The organism is Nocardioides sp. NPDC127503 (genome assembly GCF_040302165.1).
GTDB lineage: Bacteria > Actinomycetota > Actinomycetes > Propionibacteriales > Nocardioidaceae > Nocardioides.
On sequence record NZ_JBEORH010000008.1, the window covers coordinates 258582 to 277771 of the forward strand.

Below are 19190 nucleotides of genomic sequence, written 5' to 3' on the forward strand. Positions count from 1 at the left end.
GCGAAGTCGCAACAGTTTGGTCTACGGTCCCTGACATGACCGAGACGACCGAGGAACTGATGACGATCGATGAGCTGTCGACCGCCACGGGATTGTCGGTGCGTACGACGCGCTACTACGCGAGCCTCGGGCTGATCCCGCCGCCGATCCGCCGCGGGCGGGTGGCCTACTACGGTCCCGAGCATCGCGCTCGCCTGGACATGGTCACCGCGCTCCAGGAGCACGGGTTCACCCTGCAGGCCATCGAGCGCTACCTCGCCCGGCTCCCCGCTGAGACCACCCGGGAAGATCTCGCGATGCAGCGCGCCATGATCACGTCCTGGGCCACGGAGCCGACCGAGGACATCCAGGCCCGGATCGGACGTGAGTTGATCGCGCTCGGCCTGCCCCGCGACGCGCTGGCGGCGGCGTACGCAGCGACCTCACGCCTCATGGCGGAGCTCGCGGACGAGCTCAACAAGATCCTGCGCGACCAGGTGGTCGACCCGTTCCGGCGCACCCACCACAGCCCCGAGGAGGCCGAGCATCTCGAGGAGGTGCTCCCGCGGCTGCGGCAGCTGACCACGGAGGCCATCGTGGTGAGCTTCCAGGACGCGGTGAACCGCACGATTTCTCGCAATCTGTCGTGAAGCTTTGGGCAACACCCTGTTGACTGTGACAGTTTTAGTGTCACAATCGGCGCATGGCTGAAGCATTCATCTATGACCACCTGCGCACGCCGCGCGGGAAGGGTAAGAAGACCGGAGCGCTCCACGAGGTCAAGCCGATCGACCTGGTGGTCGGCCTGATCGACGAGGCGCGCAAGCGGAACCCCAACCTCGACCCCGAGCGGATCGACGACGTCGTCCTCGGTGTCGTCACCCCTGTCGGCGAGCAGGGCGGTGACATCGCCAAGACCGCCGCCATCAAGGCCGGTCTCCCCGAGACGACCGCCGGTGTGCAGCTCAACCGCTTCTGCGCCTCCGGCCTCGAGGCCGTGAACCAGGCCGCCTCCCGCGTACGCGGCGGGTTCGAGGACCTCATCCTCGCCGGTGGCGTCGAGTCGATGAGCAAGGCGCCGATGGGCAGCGACGGCGGCGCCTGGGCGCAGGACCCCGACACCGCGCTCAAGACCGGCTTCGTCCCGCAGGGCATAGGCGCCGACCTGATCGCGACCATCGAGGGCTTCAGCCGCGCGGACGTCGACCGCTACGCCGCCCAGTCGCACGCCCGAGCGGCCGCCGCCTGGGAGAACGGCTACTTCAAGGACGCCGTCATCCCGGTCGTCGACCAGACCGGTCTGACCGTGCTCGACCACGACGAGCTGATCCGTCCCGGCACCACCGCTGAGACGCTGGCCGGCCTCAAGCCGTCCTTCCTCCAGCAGGGCCAGGAGGCCGGGTTCGACGACGTCGCGCTGGCCAAGTACCACTGGGTCGAGAAGATCGACCACGTCCACCACGCCGGAAACTCCTCCGGCATCGTCGACGGCTCCGCGCTGATGCTGATCGGCTCCGAGGAGGCTGGCAAGGCCAACGGGCTCACCCCGCGTGCCCGGATCATCTCGGCCGCCGTCTCCGGCGCTGACCCGACGATCATGCTCACCGGTCCTGCTCCGGCCTCGCGCAAGGCGCTGGCCAAGGCCGGTCTCACCGTCGACGACATCGACCTGTTCGAGATCAACGAGGCGTTCGCCGCGGTCGCGATGCGGTTCATGAAGGACATGGGCATCGACGAGTCGATCACCAACGTCAACGGCGGCGCGATCGCCATGGGTCACCCGCTGGGCGCGACCGGTGCCATCATCCTCGGCACCCTGGTCGACGAGCTCGAGCGTCAGGGCAAGCAGCGCGGCCTCGCCACGCTGTGTGTCGGTGGCGGCATGGGTATCGCGACGATCGTCGAGCTGGTCTGAAAGGGAATCTGAACAACTATGAGCGCAGTCAAGTACGACAAGGATGCCGACGGCATCGTCACGCTGACCCTGGACGACCCGAACCAGTCGGCCAACACCATGAACGAGCTGTACAAGACCTCGATGGCGGAGGCCGTCGAGAAGCTGTACGCCGAGGCGGACGGCGTCACCGGCGTCGTGATCGCCTCCGCGAAGAAGACCTTCTTCGCCGGTGGTGACCTCAAGAACATGATCCAGGTGCGGCCGGAGAACGGCGCCCAGGTCTTCGAGGAGGTCGAGTCGATCAAGGCGACCCTCCGCAAGCTGGAGACCTTCCCCAAGCCGGTCGTCGCGGCGATCAACGGCGCCGCCCTCGGTGGCGGTCTGGAGATCGCGCTGGCCTGCCAGCACCGCATCGCCCTGGACGCCCGCTACGACATCGGCCTGCCCGAGGTCTCCCTCGGTCTGCTCCCGGGCGGCGGTGGCGTCACCCGCGTCGTACGCCTCCTGGGCATCATGACCGGGCTGATGGACGTGCTGGGTCAGGGCACCAAGTTCAAGCCGGCCGCCGCGAAGGAGAAGGGTCTGGTCGACGAGCTCGTCTCCTCCCCCGAGGAGCTCGTTCCCGCCGCGAAGGCGTGGATCAAGGCCAACCCCGACGAGATCGCCCAGCCGTGGGACAAGCCCGGCTACAAGATGCCCGGTGGCAAGCCGACCTCGCCGGCGCTCGCTGGCTTCCTGCCCGCGTTCCCGCCGATCCTGCGCAAGCAGCTCAAGCAGTCCGACATGCGCGCCCCGAAGGCGATCCTGTCGGCCGCGGTCGAGGGTGCGATGGTCGACTTCGACACTGCCACCCGGATCGAGTCGCGCTACTTCACCTCGCTGGTCACCGGCCAGCAGTCGAAGAACATGATCCAGGCGTTCTTCTTCGACCTCGGCGCCATCGGCGCCGGCACGCTGCGTCCTGACGGCGTCGAGAAGTTCACCGCGACGAAGGTCGGCGTGCTGGGCGCCGGGATGATGGGTGCGGGCATCGCGTACTCCTTCGCCCGGGCCGGTGCCGAGGTCGTCCTCAAGGACGTCGCCATCGAGTCGGCCGAGAAGGGGAAGGCCTACACCGCCAAGCTCAACGAGAAGGCGGTCTCGCGCGGCAAGCTGACCCAGGAGAAGGCCGACGAGATCCTCAACCGGATCACCGCGACGGTCGCCCCGGAGGACTTCGCCGGCGTCGACGTCGTCGTCGAGGCGGTCTTCGAGGACGTCGCGCTGAAGCAGAAGGTCTTCAGCGAGATCGCCCCGTTCGTCAACGAGGACGCGGTGCTCTGCTCCAACACCTCGACGCTGCCGATCACCGAGCTCGCCAAGGGGATCGACCGCCCGGCCGACTTCATCGGTCTGCACTTCTTCTCGCCCGTCGACAAGATGCCGCTGGTCGAGATCATCAAGGGCGCCGAGACGAACGACGTCGCGCTGGCCAAGGCGTACGACGTCGTCCAGCAGATCAAGAAGACCCCGATCGTCGTCAACGACAGCCGCGGCTTCTACACCTCGCGCGTCATCGGCACCCAGATCCAGGAGGGTCTGGAGCTGCTCGCCGAGGGCTTCGCGCCCTACTCGCTCGAGCGCGCCGCGACCCAGGCCGGGTTCCCGGTCGGGCCGCTGCAGATCGCCGACGAGCTCAACCACGAGCTCATGGTCAAAATCGCTCGTACGACCCGCGAGGCCGCCGGCGTCGAGGAGCTGACCACCACCGAGAAGGTGCTCACGCCGCTCATCGAGGCGGGTCGTTCCGGCAAGCTCAAGGGCGCCGGCTTCTACGACTACACCGACGGCAAGCGCGGCTCGATCTGGGCCGACCTCGGCAGCGTGTTCCCGGTCGCCGAGAAGCAGATCTCGCTCAAGGACGCCGAGGAGCGGATGCTCTTCATCGAGGCCCTGGAGACGGCGAAGTGCTTCGAGGAGGGGGTCATCACCTCCGCCGCGCACGCCAACATCGGCTCCATCTTCGGCATCGGCTTCCCGCCGCAGACCGGTGGTGCGGCCCAGTTCATCACAGGCTACGAGGCCGCTGACGGCTCGATCGGCATCGAGGCCTTCCTGGCTCGTGCCGACGAGCTGGCCGAGACGTACGGCGAGCGGTTCCGCCCGACGCAGTACCTCCGCGACCTCGCGGCGAAGGGTGAAGGCTTCCCGGCCTGACCCAAGCTCAGCCACGGCAATGTGGTGAACCGGCACGGATCCTGTGAAGGAACCGTGCCGGTTCGCTATTTGCGGGGATGTCGCGGTTAGGCCCGTGCCACTCTTTACCTTCCGCAGAGACCGAGGAGGACGTACGTGGCGATGCCGGGCAGGACGCGAAGGCGCGGGTTCTGGGTGGCGGGCGTGATCGGCGCGGTCGTCCCGCTGGCCGTGATCGGGTGTGTGGCCGTGATGGTCTGGGATCGGGACGGCGGGTCCAAGGCGCCGGCGCTCGAGCTCTCCGACGAATGGCGGTCCGTCTCCGGCGTACGCGACGTGGTGGCTGTCGACGAGTCGCGTCGCGTTCCAGGGGAGGACTTCGGCGAGGAGGACCGCTGGGAGCACTCGGTCCGCGTCGAGGTGACCCTGGAGGACGACCTGTCCGGGGCCGAGGCGGCCGCGGCCGGCCAGGAGGTGCTCCGGTTGCTGGAGCCCGAGATCGCTCGGCTCGTGCCTGATGCACCCGCTGATCGGATCAGCACAGTGTTCACGTTGGGCACGACCGAGGGCTCAGTGGGCGCGAGCGGGCGGGACCCGTTCGACGCCGTCGGTGACGCGCTCGCCGATGCCGTCGCGCTGCGCGAAGCCGGGGCCACATCAGTGTCGTTGAGCGTCTCCGGCGAGGGGGCCGGCAGCCCTGCCAAGGCCGACGTGCGGGCGCCGAAGGACGCGCTGACCGCCCTCGCCACAGTCGCACGCAGCTCGCAGCGCCCGGTGGACCTTTTCGGCGGCCATGCCTGGTACCGGTCGAACGAGCTGCCCGATCCGGTCGCGGTGAGGCTGGTGGTGGACGCCTCCGAGCGCCCGTCGGTGACCTCCGCTCAGCTGTCGGCTCCCTTCGAACCGCTGATCGTCCTGGTCGAGGCCGCCGAGGGCGACCGCCTGATCGACGACGTCAGCCGGTGGCTCACCGCCTACGACGGCTATCCCGGGCGTTCAGGGAAGCCGCTGGCGTACACGGTCCAAGGCACGCGCGGTGGCGAGGTCGAAGGATGGGTCGGTGGCACGACCCCACCGCGGACGACGATGCCGCCGTTCGGCGACGCCGAGCCCTGGCCCGCCGACCCGGCGGCGCCGTCGTGCCGGGTGCCGGATCTCGAGGTCACCTTCGGCGGACACGATGCCGCTGCGGGTTCGCGGCAGGCGTGGATCCGGGCGCGGAACGCCGGCGGGCAGGCGTGCGCGATCGAAGGCGTACCAGGGGTCGAGTTCCTGAATGCCGCAGGCGCTGCGCAGACCGGGGTGACCACCAAGCCGTACGAGCCGTCGATGGTGCCCGAGCGCGTCGTCGTTCCCGCGGGGGAGTCGGTGACGGCGGTGATCGACTGGCAGGCGATGTCCACCGCGAACGACCCCGACGTCACCACCGATCTCCGGGTGACCGCGCTACCGGGCGGCAAGCCGGTCAGGATCCCGGTCAGCTGGCCGGGCGCGCCGAGCGATCTCGACATCCTCGACGGGGCCGAGGTGCGGATCAGTCCCTGGGCTCAGGGCACTCCGGGCTGACCCGGCGATGACGGCTGAGCGCCGCCATCGCCGGGTCGGAGCGGGTCAGCGGATGGTGCTGGTCGCCGCTGAGGTCGCGGTCTTGGTGTAGTAGCCGGCCTTGCGGCCGGTCACGCGGACGCGGATGCGGTCATTGCGGTCGACGGACCGGAGGCGGTACGTCTTCCCGGTGGCACCCGAGATGGCGACACCGTTGCGCAGCCACTGGTAGGAGAACGTGATCCCCGAAGGCTTCCAGCTGCCGGGGTAGGCGGTGAGCAGATAGCCGACCCTGCGGGTGCCGCCGATGGTCGGCGTGGCCGCGGTGAGATAGCCGGCCGCGATCCTCGCGGTCGCGGCGCTCGCCCGGACTCCTGGGTTGGCGGCGGGCCAGGACGAGGAGTACGCCGTCACCCGGACCCGGATCTCCTTGGTGTGGTCGGAGCCGGTGAGCTTGTACGTCGACGCCGTGGCGCCCGGGATGGCGACGCCGTTGCGCAGCCACTGGTACTTCACAGTCGTGGCGGTCGGGCTCCAGGAGCCCTTCGTCGCGGTCAGGGTGTAGCCGACCCGCGCGGAGCCGCTGATCGTCGGCGGCGCGGTGCTCACGATCGTCTGCGGGTTGCAGGTGTAGAGCTCGAGCCCGTCGATGAACCAGCCGATCTGCGACACGGTCTGGTCTCCTCGGACGACCCACTGGAACTGGACGGACTTCCCGGCGAAGGCGGACAGGTCCACCCGCGAGCTCATCCACCCGTTGGAGTCGCCACCGAAGCCGGTCATCGGCTTGGCGGGGTTGTTGAGGAGCAGCTTCTGCTTCGGGCCGTTCACCCAGGCCGTGGACGGGAGCGCCGTCGCGACCCCGTTGACCAGCAGGCGCGCCTCGCCGCCGTCGTAGTACTCCGGCGCCGGATAGCCCGGGACGTTGCCGGTGTACCAGTCGAAGAGGTACCAGTGGCTGAACCGCAGATAGGTCCGCTTGCCGGCTGGCAGGTTGATCGCGGCCGTCGTCAGGCCGCTCGACGTCGGGTCGCCGTAGGTCTCCGGGTTGGGATCCCAGCCAAAGTCGGAGCCGTTGCCATCACGGTCGTTGGCGGGGATACCCTGCGCAGCGTCGGGCGCCTGGTTCCACAGGACACCGCGGCTGAGCGACGGGTTCGCCATCGAGGCCTTGCCGGTGCTCCCGGCGGGGCAGGTGTTCGGCGCTTCCGCGGGCCGCGTCGCGCCCGCCTTGGTGGGCGACTTGGCCAGCTCGGTCGCGTCGGTGGCGAGGTTGACCTGGGCGCAGTCGTCCAGGGTGAAGCCGGCGGTGCCGGCGGCCACCAGCGCGGAACAGCCGTTGGCCAGCGTACGGCGCAGGTCTGCGTACTGGCTTCCGGAGACGAGGTGCTGGATCGCGTAGAGGTACAGCGTCGCGGTCTTCTGCAGTGTCGGGTCGGCGCCGTCGATGCCGGTGACGGTGCGACCGTTGAAGGTGCCGCCCTGGGAGATGAGGTACGCCGTCTTGTTGCCGACGCCGCTGTTGGTGTGCACCCCGCCGCCGTCGGCGTAGTAGGTGAGGTCGTCGGCATCCCACAGGGAGCTGGTCATTCGGTCGGGCTGGCTGTGCGTCGTCGGGTTCGCGAGGTCGCGGATCGCGCCGAAGGAGGAGTCCTCGCCGACGCGCCAGTCGGTCGGGGAGTCGCCCGGAGTCGCGTAGCGGTGGTCGACGATCTCGCCCATGATGTCGGCCATCGACTCGTTGATGGCACCCGACTCGTACCAGTAGAAGAGGTTCGAGCTGTTCTCGATCACGCCGTGGGTCAGCTCGTGACCGACGATGTCGTCGACCACCAGGCCCTGGCCGAGGTAGATCTGCTCACCGTTCCAGAACGCGTTGTCCATCGGGCACGGTGGCGTGTAGCCCGGCTCTGTCAGCTCGCAGTAGCGGGTCGTGGCGGTGACCGCCTTGCCAGTGGCGCCGCTGGACCAGCCGATCTCGTCGGTCAGGTCCAGCCCGAGGGAGGCGTAGAAGTCGGAGGTCGCGCCGAGCATGTCGTACGTCTTGTCGACGTCGGCGATCCCGGATGGCGCATCGCCCTCGCGCCGCTTGACCGTGGTGCTCGTCTCCGCGCAACCGGTCGCCGCGGCGCGGACGTTGGCGTTGTCGCAGATGCGGCGGTTGGCGTGGGCGATCTCGTTGATGTGCATGAGTACGCGGCCGGTGCCGGCGTGGACGAGCACGGTCTCACGGATGGTGGAGCCGTTGGTCACCGAGAACCGGAAGACGCTGGTCTCGCCGATCTCCGGTCCCCTGACCAGGTCGTGGTCGTAGAGCCAGGTGCCCTCGTCGCTCACGGTGAGGCCGGTGGCCCCGTGGTTGGACTTGGCGACCACGGCCTTCGCTGCTGCCTTGGCCTTCGCGCGCTTGGACTCGTCCGGCTGCGTGACCTCGGCGACCGTGGCGTCGGAGAGGTTGGTGGTCGCGGAGGTGAGGCCGCGGTCCTTGTCCAGGCCGATGACGACCTCGCCGCCGAGGACCGGGAGGTCGTCGACGTACTGCTCGAACCTGGTCACCGACCCGCCGCCGACGGCCTTGCTGGTCGTCGTCTCGCGCAGGTCGGTCTTGTCGGTGCCCAACGCCTTGCCGGCGCGGTCGAGCTGGGTCCTGGCCGCCTTGGCGGGCTTGACGGTGACGCCCAGTGGCTCGGCGCCCTCCGACTTCGAACCGATGAAGTCGGCCGTGCCGTCGGTGGTGCGATGGATGCTCAGCGGGACGCCGGCGCGGTCCTGGTAGGACGTGATCGGGTCGGGTTCGGCGGAGGCGGGCGGGGCCATCGGAATGACGCTGAGCCCGCCGAGGGCAAGTGCGGTCGCGGTCAGGGCGACGACGCGTCTACGAGGTGACACTTCGACTCCTTCGGGAGTGGGAGCGGCCCGGAGGAGATTCACGGGCCGACAAGACCGCCGGCCCGAACCAGCGGGAGAAGTCTCCCAGGCAGTCGTGGGTGTCGTCTCCCTCAATTCGGTGTCTTGCGAAGGGGTACATACTCGGTATATACATACTCAGTAAGTAATCAAGGGAGGTGATCGAGTGTCCGTGAAACACGCACTGCTGGCGCTGCTGGAGAAGCCGCGCTACGGCTACGAGCTGCGCGCCGAGTTCGAGCAGCGCACCGGCGCGAGCTGGCCGCTGAACGTCGGGCAGGTCTATACGACCCTGGCGCGACTGGAGCGTGACGGCCTCGTCGAGGCTGGAGGGACCGACGCGGAGGGACGGTCCCTCTACCAGCTCACCGAGGCCGGCAGGGTCGAGGTGAAGGGGTGGTTCGACACCCCGGTGGAGCGTACGCAGCCGCAGCGCGACGAGCTCGCGATCAAGCTCGCGGTGGCGGTCGCGGTGCCGAGCGTGGACGTCGGCAAGGTCGTCCAGCAGCAGCGCAACGCGACGATGCAGGCGCTTCAGGGATACCGCCGCCAGTCGCGGTCCGGCGCCGGTGACGACCTCGCCGGCGGACTGGTCCTCGATCGACTGATCTTCGCGGCCGAGGCCGAGATCCGCTGGCTCGACCACTGCGAGTCCCGGCTCCGCCGGGCGGCGTCCACGAGCACCGCTCCGGAGCCCGCCGACTCCACCGAAGGAGGGGCGCGATGAACGCCGCCCTCGCCCACGACCTGCGCCGCCTCAGCCACGACAGCGATCGCTGGCTCGCCGACGCCCGCGAGCGGCTGAGCCGCCGCGTCCACGCCACGCCCGTCAACACCTCGACCAAGGAGTCCACCGATGAGTGAACCCGTCCTCCGGCTCACCGACGTGAGCCGCGTCCACGGCACCGGCGCCGCCGAGGTGCACGCCCTGCGTGGCGTCAGCCTCGCTGCGTACGCCGGTGAGCTGGTCGCCATCATGGGGCCGAGCGGCTCCGGGAAGTCGTCGCTGCTGACCATCGCCGGCGGTCTCGACTCGCCGACGTCGGGCTCAGTCGAGGTCGACGGCCAGGATCTCGGTGAAGCCGGGGTCAGTGGGCGCGCCAAGCTGCGGCGTACGTCGATCGGCTATGTCTTCCAGGACTTCAACCTGATCCCGGCGCTGACCGCCGCCGAGAACGTCGCCCTGCCGCTCGAGCTCGACGGCGCCGGTCGGCGCGCGGCTCAGGCCGCCGCGAGGACGGCGCTCGAGGAGGTCGGGCTCGACGGCTTCGCCGACCGGTTCCCCGACGAGATGTCCGGTGGGCAGCGCCAGCGGATCGCGATCGCCCGTGCGATCGTCGGCGAGCGTCGCCTGATCCTGGCCGACGAGCCGACCGGGGCCCTCGACACCGAGACCGGCGAGGACATCCTCAAGCTGATCCGTGCGCGTTGCGACGCGGGCGCGGCCGGTGTGCTCGTCACCCACGAGCCGCGCTACGCCAGCTGGGCCGACCGGGTGATCTACGTGCGCGACGGGCTCGTCGTCGACGAGGCCGGCGAGACGCCGAACCTGGCGCTCGTGGACGAGGTCGAGGCATGAGTGGGCGTCTGGCCGGCTGGCGTCTCGCCCTGCGCATCGGGCAGCGGGAGGCCCGCCGGGCGAAGTGGCGCAGCCTGCTGGTCATCTTGATGATCGCGCTGCCGGTGGCGGGCGTGACCGCGGTCGCGGTGACGTACCGGACCTATGACGTCGACACCGTGGAAGGCCTCGACCGCCGGCTCGGCACCGAGGCTGCGGCGAGCATCGACGTCCAGGGCTCCGCTGTCGTGCGGCAGGGCATCGACCCCGATAACGCGTCCGAATGGCTCGATGAGTCCGATGCCGACCCGCTCGACGCGGCCGGGGTGAAGGCCGTCATCGGGGACCGCCCGTTGCTCGAGGCCGAGGACCGGACCTTCGACGTACGCACCGACAAGGGTGTCACCTGGGCCAGTGGTCTGCAGACCGACCTGAACGATCCGCTCGCCGCCGGGCTGGCCCGGCTGACCGAGGGCCGGCTCCCGCAGGGCCCGGACGAGGTCGTGGTCAACTCCAACCTCGCGTTCCGGGGTCCGGGCGTCGGTGAGGAGCTGCTGATCCCGAACGGCGACATCGATGAGACGCGCAAGGTCGTGGGGATCGTCGAGTCGGCGAACGTACGCAACGACCCCTTCATCGCCGGAGTGGACCTGCCGGTGGACTACACCAGCGACCGTTCGACCTGGCTCGTCGGGGGCGGACCGGTGACCTGGTCCGACATCGAGGACCTGAACGCGGCGGGTGCCTTCGTGCTCTCCCGCTCGGTCGTCATGGACCCGCCGGCGGCGGCCCGCGCGGCCGACGAGGAGATCCGTCCGCCCATGGGCGCGCCGGACCCGTCCGAGCTCGTGGTCCTCGTCCTCATCGTGGTCATGGTGATCCTCGAGGTGGTCCTGCTGGCCGGGCCGGCGTTCGCGGTCGCGGCCCGCCGCCAGGCGCGCGACCTGGCCCTGATCGCGGCCTCGGGAGGGACCGCTCGTCAGTCCCGGCGCGTCCTGCTCGGGATGGCGATCGTCATCGGTGCGGTGGCAGCCGTCGTCGGTGCGGTCCTCGGGGTCGGGCTGGCACGACTGCTCCAGCCGCTCGCTCAGGATCAGGTCTCGGCCTGGTTCGGCCCGTTCGAGGTGCCGTGGCTGCAGGTCCTGGCGGTCGCCGTCATCGGCTTCGCGGCCGCGATCTGCGCGGCGATCGTGCCGGCCTGGATCGCCTCGCGGCAGAACGTCGTGGGCGTACTGTCCGGGCGGCGGTCCGAGAGCCTGCCCTCGCGGCGCTCGCCGATCATCGGCCTCGTGCTGGTGGCGGCGGGAGTCGCATTGGCGGCGTTCGGCACGCGGAACGCTCTCAGCGGGATCCCGATCGCTCTCGGCGTACTGCTCTGTGTCGCCGGGGTGCTGTTCATCCTGCCCGCCCTGGTGTCCGCGGCCGCGCGGTTCAGTGCTCGGATGCCACTGGTGATCCGGTTCGCGACCCGCGACGCCGATCGGCACCGCACCCGGACGGTGCCGGCTGCCGGTGCGATCGCGGTGACGGTGGTCGGCGTGGTCACGCTCGGGATCGCGTTCAGCAGCGATCAGGAGCAGAACCAGGAGAGCTACCTTCCCTCCTTCTCGATCGGCGACGCCGTGGTGCATCCGCGACACAGCTCCACCGAGGGCGATGACGACCCGGACGAGACGAGATCGCGGTGGGAGAACATCGCCGCGCAGGTCGAGAAGGCCATCCCCGGGGCGACCGCATCACTCACGACCGGCGCGACATCGGACGCCGACGGACGGTACGTCGCCGTCGAGACCGGTGATGGTCGGGCGATCCCGATCGACACCGCCATCGGCGAGTTCGGCGACCTCGTCGTCGCCGGGGCCGACGGGACCCTGCCGGCAGCGGTGGCGCGGTCGCTCTCCGAGCGCGAGTCCGCCGCTGCCGTGGAGACCCTGCGGTCCTCCGGTGCGGTGGTGTTCACGACCGACGACAAGCTGGTGTCCTCGCAGCGGTCCGCGCGCCTGGTCATCAAGGAGTGGTCCGAGGAGGAGCAGACGGATCGCGACGCCGTCACGGTCGACGTGCCGGCGAGCTACCTCGACGTCGGCGAGCGGACCGCGCCCGCGTACGCGGTCGTGACGCCTGCGATGGTGAAGAAGCTCGGTGTCGAACCGCAGGTCCTGGGTCTCTACATCGAGAACGCCCGGATCAGCGCCGCCGCCGAGACGGACCTCGATGAGGCCCTGGCCGCCGCGCAGTTTCCCACGACGATCCTGATCGAGCGTGGCTACCAGGAGACGGACACTGCCGTGATCGTCTGGCTGCTCCTGGTCACCCTGGGGGCCGTGCTGATGATCGGTGGCGCGCTGACCGCGACGCACCTGGCGCTCAACGACGCCCGCCCCGACCTGGCGACCCTGTCAGCGGTCGGAGCCAAGACGCGTACGCGACGAGGGGTCGCTGCCTCGTACGCTCTGGTGGTGACGCTCCTCGGGGCGGTCCCGGGCGCGCTGATCGGGTTCGTTCCGGGGATCGCGATCAGCTTTCCGATCACCACCGAGGGCTGGCCGGAGCGCGACAGCGTCGCCGCGCACTACCTCGAGATCCCGTGGGACCTCGTCGGCATCGTGGTCGTCGGGCTACCCCTGGTGATCGCGCTCATCGTCGCGGTCACCACCCGCGGTCGCCTGCCCATGGTGGCCCGGGTCGAATAGCCCGCCGAGGCGTCACTCCCGCGGATCGAGTTGGCACGTTGGTGCCGACTCGATCCGCGTACGTGACTTCTCGGCCGGTGCGGGTGACGTTTCGGCGTCAGGCCCTGCAGAGGCAGAACGGGTGGCCGGCGGGGTCGAGGAAGACGCGGAAGGACTCGCCGGGCTGGACCTCGTGCTTGGTGGCGCCGAGGGCGAGGGTCGCTGCCTCGGCCTCGTCGAGGTCATCGACGGTGACGTCGAGATGCGTCTGCTGAGGTACGTCCTGGCCTGGCCACTGCGGAGCCTGGTAGTTGTCGACGCGCTGGAAGTCCAGCGATCCGCCGTCGCCCCAGGCGCTGGCCCAGCCGCCGTCGTCGTCGACCTTGGACTCCCATCCGAGGAGGTGTGCGTAGAAGGCGGCCAGGGCTGCCGTGTCGGGACAGTCGATGACCCACTGAGGATTGCGTGCGATAGCCATGGCGCCGACGCTACGAGCGGTTCCGGACGTTCCGCTTCCGCCTGTGGTGACGTCGTCTCAGAAATATAAAGTCAGGGTTGACTGTTTGTTTCTGGCGCGGCAGAGTGCCTGTCTGTGAGTCAGGCCACCCGCGTACCTCAGGAGGAGCGCACCCGCGCGATGCGGGCCCGCCTCCTCGACGCCACCGTCGAGCTGCTGGTCGAGCGTGGCTTCGCCGGCACCTCGACCACGCTCGTCTCCCAGCGCGCCGGGGTCTCCCGCGGGGCGCAGCTGCACCACTTCCCGGCCAAGAACGACCTGGTCGTGGCGGCGGTCGAGCACATCACCGAGGCCCGTGGCGAGGCGCTGAAGGAGGCTGCCCGGGCGCTCCCGGAGGGCGGGCGGCGTACGCGACAGGTGCTCGCCATGCTCGCCGAGCAGGTCACCTCGCCGGTCTTCGCCGCTGCCTTGGAGCTGTGGGTGGCGGCGCGTACCGACGAGCAGCTGGCCGCGGCGGTGGGTCCGCTCGAGCAGCGGATCGGCCGCGAGCTCCACCGGGCCACGATCGAGCTGCTCGACGTGGACGAGAAGAAGCCCGGCGTGCGCGAGCTCGTGCAGGCCACGCTCGATCTCGTCCGCGGCCTGGGTCTGGCTGACACGATTACCGACGACGCCGCCCGACGCGAGCGGATCCTCGACCACTGGGCCGAGGTTCTGGAAAGAGAGCTGCGATGAGCCTGCTGGATTCACTTCTCGAGAACCTCTCCATGGAGGGGTTCGAGCTACGCCAGGTGGTGGCGGGCCTGAGCGAGGCGGGCTGGCGCGAGCCGACGCCGGCCGCGGGCTGGGACGTCGCCGCCCAGATCGCCCACTTGGCCTGGACCGACGAGGCCGCGCTCGCCGCGACCGAGTGGGTGGCGGGTGACGCGACCGCGTGGGACGAGCTGGTCACCGAGGCGCTCAAGAACCCCGAGGGCTACGTCGACGAGGCTGCGCTGGCGATGGCCACGATGCCGGCGACGGACCTGTTGGAGCACTGGGACGGCGTACGTGGCGAGCTCGCCGGGGCGCTCGCGGACGTCCCGGAGGGGAAGAAGCTGCCCTGGTTCGGGCCGCCGATGTCGCCGGCCTCGATGGCGACCGCGCGGTTCATGGAGACCTGGGCCCACGGCCTGGACGTACGTGAGGCGCTCGGTCTGACCTACGAGCCCAGCGACCGCATCAAGCACGTCTGCCACCTCGGCACCCGCACCCGCGACTTCTCCTACGGCGTCCACGGTCTGACCCCGCCGAGCGACCCGTTCCGGATCGAGCTGACCGCGCCGTCCGGTGAGGTCTGGGAGTGGGGGCCTGAGGATGCGGCGCAGAGCGTCCAGGGCCCGGCGTACGACTTCGCGCGCCTCGTCACCCAGCGCATCCACCGCGACGACACCGCGCTGGAGGCCACCGGGGACGACGCCGAGAAGTGGCTGAGCATCGCCCAGGCGTTCGCCGGCCCCGCCGGCTCCGGACGCACCCCGGAAGGGGACGCGCGATGATCACGATCGGCAACTGCTCCGGCTTCTACGGGGACCGGTTCTCGGCGATGCGCGACATGCTCGAGGGCGGTCGGCTCGACGTACTCACCGGCGACTACCTCGCCGAGCTCACCATGCTCATCCTCGGCAAGGACGCCCTCAAGGACCCGTCGACGGGCTACGCCAAGACCTTCCTGCGTCAGGTCGCCGACAGCATCGACCTCGCTCTGCAGCGAGACGTCAAGATCGTTTCCAACGCCGGCGGTCTCAACCCGGCGGGGCTGGCGAAGGCGATCGAGGCGCTCGGCACCCGGGCGAAGGTCGCCTACGTCGACGGCGACGATCTCCGCGGCCGGCTCGACTCCCACCCGGACGCCTTGACCGCCAACGCCTATCTCGGCGCCTTCGGGATCGCGCATGCGCTCGACTCCGGCGCCGACATCGTCGTCACCGGCCGGGTGACCGACGCGTCGGTCGTCGTCGGGCCGGCGATCGCCCACCACGGCTGGAAGCGCGACTCCTACGACGAGCTCGCGGGCGCCGTGGTCGCCGGGCACGTGATCGAGTGCGGCACCCAGGCCACCGGCGGCAACTTCTCCGGGTTCCTGACCATGTCGCCGCAGGCTCGGGCGCGGCCGCTGGGCTTCCCGGTGGCCGAGATCGCCGTCGACGGCTCCTCGATCATCACCAAGCAGGACGAGACCGGCGGTACGGTCACGGTCGACACGGTCACCGCGCAGCTGCTCTACGAGATCCAGGGTCCGCACTACCTCGGCCCCGACGTCACCACCGACCTCACCTCGATCCGGCTCCAGGAGGTCGGGATCGACCGGGTCGCGATCACGGGCGTGACCGGCACCCCGCCGCCTGCGACCCTCAAGGTCGCGGTCAACTCGCTCGGGGGCTACCGCAACTCGACCGAGTTCGTGCTCACCGGGCTCGACATCGACGCCAAGGCCGCCTGGCTGCGTGACCAGCTCGACGCCGAGCTCCCGATCGGGCCGGACTACACCTGGTCGACCTACCGCGTACCCGCGCCCGACTCGCCGACCGAGGAGGGAGCCGCCTGCATCCTGCGGCTCTCTGCGCGGGCGGCGGACGCCGACGCGGTCGGCCGCGCGTTGACGGCACCGGCCATCGAGCTGGCGCTCGCCTCCTACCCGGGCTTCCATGTCACTGCGCCCCCGGGACGGCCGTCTCCGTTCGGGATCTACAAGGCTGCGTACGTCCGGCGCGACCGCGCCCCGGAGACCGTCCACCTCCCCGACGGTTCGACCTACGAGGTCCCTGCACCCCTCGCCTATGCCGAGGCGTCACGCCCGTCGGCCGAGACGTCACGGACGTCGGACAAGGTGACCTCTCGACCGACGGGAGCGACGCCTCGGCCGACCGGAGCGACGTCTCGGCGGGCGCTCGGGGAGCTGGTCTATGCGCGATCCGGGGACAAGGGTGGCGATGCCAACCTCGGGCTCTGGGTGCCGCAGGGGAAGTCGGATGCGGCCGTCGAGTGGCTGCTGGACACCGTCACCCCGGAGTGGGTGCGGCAGCTGCTGCCCGAGGCCGAGGATCTCGCCATCGACATCACGCCGCTGCCACATCTGCGCGGGGTGAACATCGTCATCCACGACCTGCTCGGCGAGGGCGTGGCCGCCTCGACGCGGTTCGACCCGCAGGCGAAGGGCTTGGGCGAGTGGGCGCGAAGCCGATTTGTAGACATTCCGGAGGGGCTTCTGTGAGCGAGGATCTGTTCCAGCTGGGCGCCGAGTTCGTCCGCCGTGAGGTCTTCCCTGACCTGCAGGAATGGGAGGACAACCAGGAGATTCCGCGCGAGGTCCACAAGGCCGCCGCCAAGCAGGGCCTTCTCGGGATCGGGTTCCCCGAGGAGGCCGGCGGCGAGGGCGGCGGACTGGCCGACACCGTCGCGGTGACCGAGGGGATGATGTCCGAGGGCGCCTCGTCAGGGCTGCTCGCGGGCCTGTTCACCCACGGGATCGCGCTGCCCCACATCGCCAAGCACGGCTCGCCCCACCTGATCGACACCTACGTGAAGCCGACGCTGGCCGGGGAGAAGATCGGCAGCCTCGCCATCACCGAGCCCGACGGCGGCTCCGACGTCTCCCACCTGCGCACCACCGCCGTTCGCGACGGCGACGAGTTCGTGGTCAACGGCGCCAAGACGTTCATCACCAGCGGCGTACGCGCCGACTTCGTCACCACCGCGGTCCGCACCGGTGGCCCGGGTGCCGGCGGGATCAGCCTGCTCGTGATCGACAAGGAGGTCTCGACAGGCTCGACCACCGGTGGATTCACGGTCACGCGCAAGCTGGCCAAGATGGGCTGGCACTGCTCCGACACCGCGGAGCTCGCCTTCGAGGACGTACGCGTCCCCGCCGCCAACCTCGTCGGCGACGAGAACGCCGGCTTCATCTACATCGCTGAGGCGTTCGTGACCGAGCGGATCGCGCTGGCCGTGCAGGGCTACGGCACCGCCGCGCGCTGCCTGGCGCTCACCGCCGACTTCTGCCGCCAGCGCGAGACCTTCGGCGAGCCCCTGATCAAGCGTCAGGTCGTACGCCACAAGCTGGTCGAGATGCACCGGCAGGTCGAGGTCGCCAAGGCCTACACCCACGCCGTGGTCGCGCGCTACGACCGCGAAGGGTCGACCCAGGCCACGATCGCCGAGGCGGCGCTGGCCAAGCAGACAGCGGTCGAGGCCTGCACCTGGGTCGTCGACCAGGCCGTCCAGCTTCACGGCGGGACGGGATACATGCACGGGACCGAGGTCGAGCGGCACTACCGCGACGCCCGGATCCTGCCGATCGGAGGAGGAGCGACCGAAGTGATGACCGACCTGGCCGCCAAGCTGTTGGGACTGGACCGATGAGGTGGGCAGCATGACCGGCAACAGAGAGGCTCTCCTGGAGAAGATCGAGGCCCTCGACGCGGAGCACGCCAAGGCGGCCGCCGGAGGCGGCGAGAAGTACGTCGCCCGCCACAAGGCCCGCGGCAAGCTCCTCGCCCGCGAGCGGATCGAGCTGCTGCTGGACGAGGGCAGCCCGTTCCTGGAGACCCAGCCGCTGATCGGCTGGGGCAGCGACTTCCCGGTCGGTGGCTCGATCATCACCGGCATCGGTGTGGTCGAGGGCGTCGAGTGCATGATCGTCGCCAACGACCCGACGGTGAAGGGCGGGGCGCTCAACCCCTACTCCCTCAAGCGCTCCTTCCGGGCGGCCGAGATCGCGGAGAAGAACGGTCTCCCGACGATCAACCTGACCGAGTCCGGCGGCGCCGACCTGCCCACCCAGAAGGACATCTTCATCCCCGGCGGCAAGGGCTTCCGCGACCTCACCCGGTCCTCCGCCCGCAAGCAGCCGACCGTCTCGGTGGTCTTCGGCAACTCCACGGCCGGTGGTGCGTACGTCCCCGGCATGAGCGACTACGTGATCATGGTCAAGGAGGGCGCCAAGGTCTTCCTGGCCGGCCCGCCGCTGGTGAAGATGGCCACCGGCGAGGACACCGACGACGAGTCGCTGGGCGGCGCCGAGATGCACTCGCGCATCTCTGGCTCCTCCGACTTCCTCGCCGTCGACGAGCACGACGCCATCCGGCAGGCGCGACGCGTCGTGGCCAGGCTCAACTGGCGCAAGCGCGGTCCCGAGCCGAAGGCGAGCTACGAGCCCGACCTCGACCCGGACGGCCTGCTCGATCTGATCCCGACCGACCTCAAGGAGCCCTTCGACCCGCGCGAGGCGATCCTGCGGATCGTGGACGGCACCGGGCCCGACAACGCCAAGGACCGTCAGGACAGCGCGTTCGACGAGTTCAAGCCCCTCTACGGATCGAGCCTCTGCGTCGGCTGGGCGCGGCTGCACGGCTACGAGATCGGCATCCTCGCCAACGCCCGCGGCGTACTGATGAGCGAGGAGGCCCAGAAGGCGGCGCAGTTCATCCAGCTCGCCAACCAGAAGGACACCCCGCTGCTGTTCCTGCACAACACCACCGGCTACATGGTCGGCACGGAGTACGAGCAGGGCGGCATCATCAAGCACGGCGCCCTGATGATCAACGCGGTCTCCAACTCCACCGTCCCGCACCTGACCGTGATCATGGGCGCGAGCTACGGCGCCGGCAACTACGGCATGAACGGGCGCGCGTACGACCCCCGCTTCCTGTTCACCTGGCCCTCGGCCAAGTCCGCGGTCATGGGGCCGGCCCAGCTCGCCGGCGTGATGGAGATCGTCGCCCGCGAGTCCGCGGAGAAGAAGGGCGAGATCTTCGACGCCGAGGGTTTCAAGGGCGTCAAGGAGATGGTCGAAGGGATGGTCGAGGAGCAGTCGCTGCCGATGTTCTTGAGCGGACTCGGCTATGACGACGGGGTCATCGACCCGCGCGACACCCGTACCGTCCTCGGCCTCTGCCTCTCCGCCATCGCCACCCGACCGATCGAAGGCGCCATGAACTTCGGCGTCTTCAGGATGTGAGA

The 19190-nt window shown here is 69.8% G+C and carries 15 protein-coding genes; 13 read left to right on the forward strand and 2 right to left on the reverse strand.

The window, feature by feature from the left end; genetic code table 11:
* Positions 1-35: 35 nt before the first annotated feature.
* The 4 genes from ABTW65_RS19380 to ABTW65_RS19395 all read left to right on the forward strand — a co-directional run bounded on the left by ABTW65_RS19380 (position 36) and on the right by ABTW65_RS19395 (position 5617).
* The gene (locus ABTW65_RS19380) at positions 36-629 is read left to right on the forward strand and encodes a MerR family transcriptional regulator (protein ID WP_350663043.1); all 594 of its coding nucleotides are present in this window, start codon (positions 36-38) and stop codon (positions 627-629) included.
* 53 nt (positions 630-682) lie between these two features.
* Entirely contained in the window at positions 683-1894 is a 1212-nt protein-coding gene (locus ABTW65_RS19385; RefSeq protein ID WP_350663045.1) for an acetyl-CoA C-acetyltransferase, read from the forward strand.
* An 18-nt stretch (positions 1895-1912) separates the two neighbouring features.
* Positions 1913-4072, forward strand: coding sequence for a 3-hydroxyacyl-CoA dehydrogenase NAD-binding domain-containing protein (locus ABTW65_RS19390; protein WP_350663047.1), 2160 nt, complete (start codon positions 1913-1915; stop codon positions 4070-4072).
* 141 nt (positions 4073-4213) lie between these two features.
* On the forward strand, positions 4214-5617 hold the full coding sequence (locus ABTW65_RS19395) for a DUF4232 domain-containing protein (RefSeq protein ID WP_350663167.1): 1404 nt from the start codon (positions 4214-4216) through the stop codon (positions 5615-5617).
* A gap of 45 nt (positions 5618-5662) precedes the next feature.
* Here the strand turns inward: ABTW65_RS19395 and ABTW65_RS19400 are convergent, their stop codons facing one another.
* Positions 5663-8485, reverse strand: coding sequence for a M4 family metallopeptidase (locus ABTW65_RS19400; protein WP_350663049.1), 2823 nt, complete (start codon positions 8483-8485; stop codon positions 5663-5665).
* A gap of 184 nt (positions 8486-8669) precedes the next feature.
* Here ABTW65_RS19400 and ABTW65_RS19405 point away from each other — a divergent pair, with 184 nt between their 5' ends.
* From ABTW65_RS19405 to ABTW65_RS19420, 4 genes are read left to right on the forward strand one after another with little or no spacing between them, the layout of a single operon-like run.
* A complete protein-coding gene (locus tag ABTW65_RS19405) occupies positions 8670-9230 on the forward strand; it encodes a PadR family transcriptional regulator (RefSeq protein ID WP_350663051.1) in 561 nt (186 codons plus the stop codon).
* On the forward strand, positions 9227-9367 hold the full coding sequence (locus ABTW65_RS19410) for a hypothetical protein (RefSeq protein WP_350663053.1): 141 nt from the start codon (positions 9227-9229) through the stop codon (positions 9365-9367). The genes ABTW65_RS19405 and ABTW65_RS19410 overlap by 4 nt, the downstream gene beginning before the upstream one ends.
* Positions 9360-10082: an ABC transporter ATP-binding protein gene (locus ABTW65_RS19415; protein ID WP_160025865.1), complete on the forward strand. Its 723-nt coding sequence runs from the start codon at positions 9360-9362 to the stop codon at positions 10080-10082. Before ABTW65_RS19410 ends, ABTW65_RS19415 begins: the two co-directional genes overlap by 8 nt.
* Entirely contained in the window at positions 10079-12754 is a 2676-nt protein-coding gene (locus tag ABTW65_RS19420; RefSeq protein WP_350663056.1) for an ABC transporter permease, read from the forward strand. The genes ABTW65_RS19415 and ABTW65_RS19420 overlap by 4 nt, the downstream gene beginning before the upstream one ends.
* Before the next feature lie 97 nt (positions 12755-12851).
* On the opposite strand, the gene ABTW65_RS19425 is transcribed toward ABTW65_RS19420, so the two are convergent.
* A complete protein-coding gene (locus tag ABTW65_RS19425) occupies positions 12852-13211 on the reverse strand; it encodes a VOC family protein (protein WP_350663058.1) in 360 nt (119 codons plus the stop codon).
* Positions 13212-13325: 114 nt separating this feature from the next.
* Here ABTW65_RS19425 and ABTW65_RS19430 point away from each other — a divergent pair, with 114 nt between their 5' ends.
* Genes ABTW65_RS19430 through ABTW65_RS19450 form a run of 5 tightly spaced genes read left to right on the forward strand, consistent with a single transcriptional unit; the run spans position 13326 to position 19188 of the window.
* On the forward strand, positions 13326-13925 hold the full coding sequence (locus ABTW65_RS19430) for a TetR/AcrR family transcriptional regulator (protein ID WP_350663060.1): 600 nt from the start codon (positions 13326-13328) through the stop codon (positions 13923-13925).
* Positions 13922-14728: a TIGR03084 family metal-binding protein gene (locus ABTW65_RS19435; protein WP_350663062.1), complete on the forward strand. Its 807-nt coding sequence runs from the start codon at positions 13922-13924 to the stop codon at positions 14726-14728. Before ABTW65_RS19430 ends, ABTW65_RS19435 begins: the two co-directional genes overlap by 4 nt.
* Positions 14725-16443, forward strand: a complete 1719-nt coding sequence (locus ABTW65_RS19440; protein WP_350663065.1) for an acyclic terpene utilization AtuA family protein — start codon at positions 14725-14727, stop codon at positions 16441-16443. Before ABTW65_RS19435 ends, ABTW65_RS19440 begins: the two co-directional genes overlap by 4 nt.
* Entirely contained in the window at positions 16440-17591 is a 1152-nt protein-coding gene (locus tag ABTW65_RS19445; protein ID WP_350663067.1) for an acyl-CoA dehydrogenase family protein, read from the forward strand. Before ABTW65_RS19440 ends, ABTW65_RS19445 begins: the two co-directional genes overlap by 4 nt.
* Before the next feature lie 10 nt (positions 17592-17601).
* Entirely contained in the window at positions 17602-19188 is a 1587-nt protein-coding gene (locus ABTW65_RS19450; protein WP_350663069.1) for an acyl-CoA carboxylase subunit beta, read from the forward strand.
* Positions 19189-19190: the final 2 nt, after the last annotated feature.

Bases quoted from the DNA above. Each gene is read 5' to 3' on its own strand.
- ABTW65_RS19395 (WP_350663167.1), top strand. From the start codon at position 4,214: ATGCCGGGCAGGACGCGAAGGCGCGGGTTCTGGGTGGCGGGCGTGATC.
- ABTW65_RS19380 (WP_350663043.1), top strand. From the start codon at position 36: ATGACCGAGACGACCGAGGAACTGATGACGATCGATGAGCTGTCGACC.
- ABTW65_RS19415 (WP_160025865.1), top strand. From the start codon at position 9,360: ATGAGTGAACCCGTCCTCCGGCTCACCGACGTGAGCCGCGTCCACGGC.
- ABTW65_RS19385 (WP_350663045.1), top strand. From the start codon at position 683: ATGGCTGAAGCATTCATCTATGACCACCTGCGCACGCCGCGCGGGAAG.
- ABTW65_RS19440 (WP_350663065.1), top strand. From the start codon at position 14,725: ATGATCACGATCGGCAACTGCTCCGGCTTCTACGGGGACCGGTTCTCG.
- ABTW65_RS19435 (WP_350663062.1), top strand. From the start codon at position 13,922: ATGAGCCTGCTGGATTCACTTCTCGAGAACCTCTCCATGGAGGGGTTC.
- ABTW65_RS19390 (WP_350663047.1), top strand. From the start codon at position 1,913: ATGAGCGCAGTCAAGTACGACAAGGATGCCGACGGCATCGTCACGCTG.
- ABTW65_RS19425 (WP_350663058.1), bottom strand. From the start codon at position 13,211: ATGGCTATCGCACGCAATCCTCAGTGGGTCATCGACTGTCCCGACACG.
- ABTW65_RS19410 (WP_350663053.1), top strand. From the start codon at position 9,227: ATGAACGCCGCCCTCGCCCACGACCTGCGCCGCCTCAGCCACGACAGC.
- ABTW65_RS19420 (WP_350663056.1), top strand. From the start codon at position 10,079: ATGAGTGGGCGTCTGGCCGGCTGGCGTCTCGCCCTGCGCATCGGGCAG.
- ABTW65_RS19450 (WP_350663069.1), top strand. From the start codon at position 17,602: ATGACCGGCAACAGAGAGGCTCTCCTGGAGAAGATCGAGGCCCTCGAC.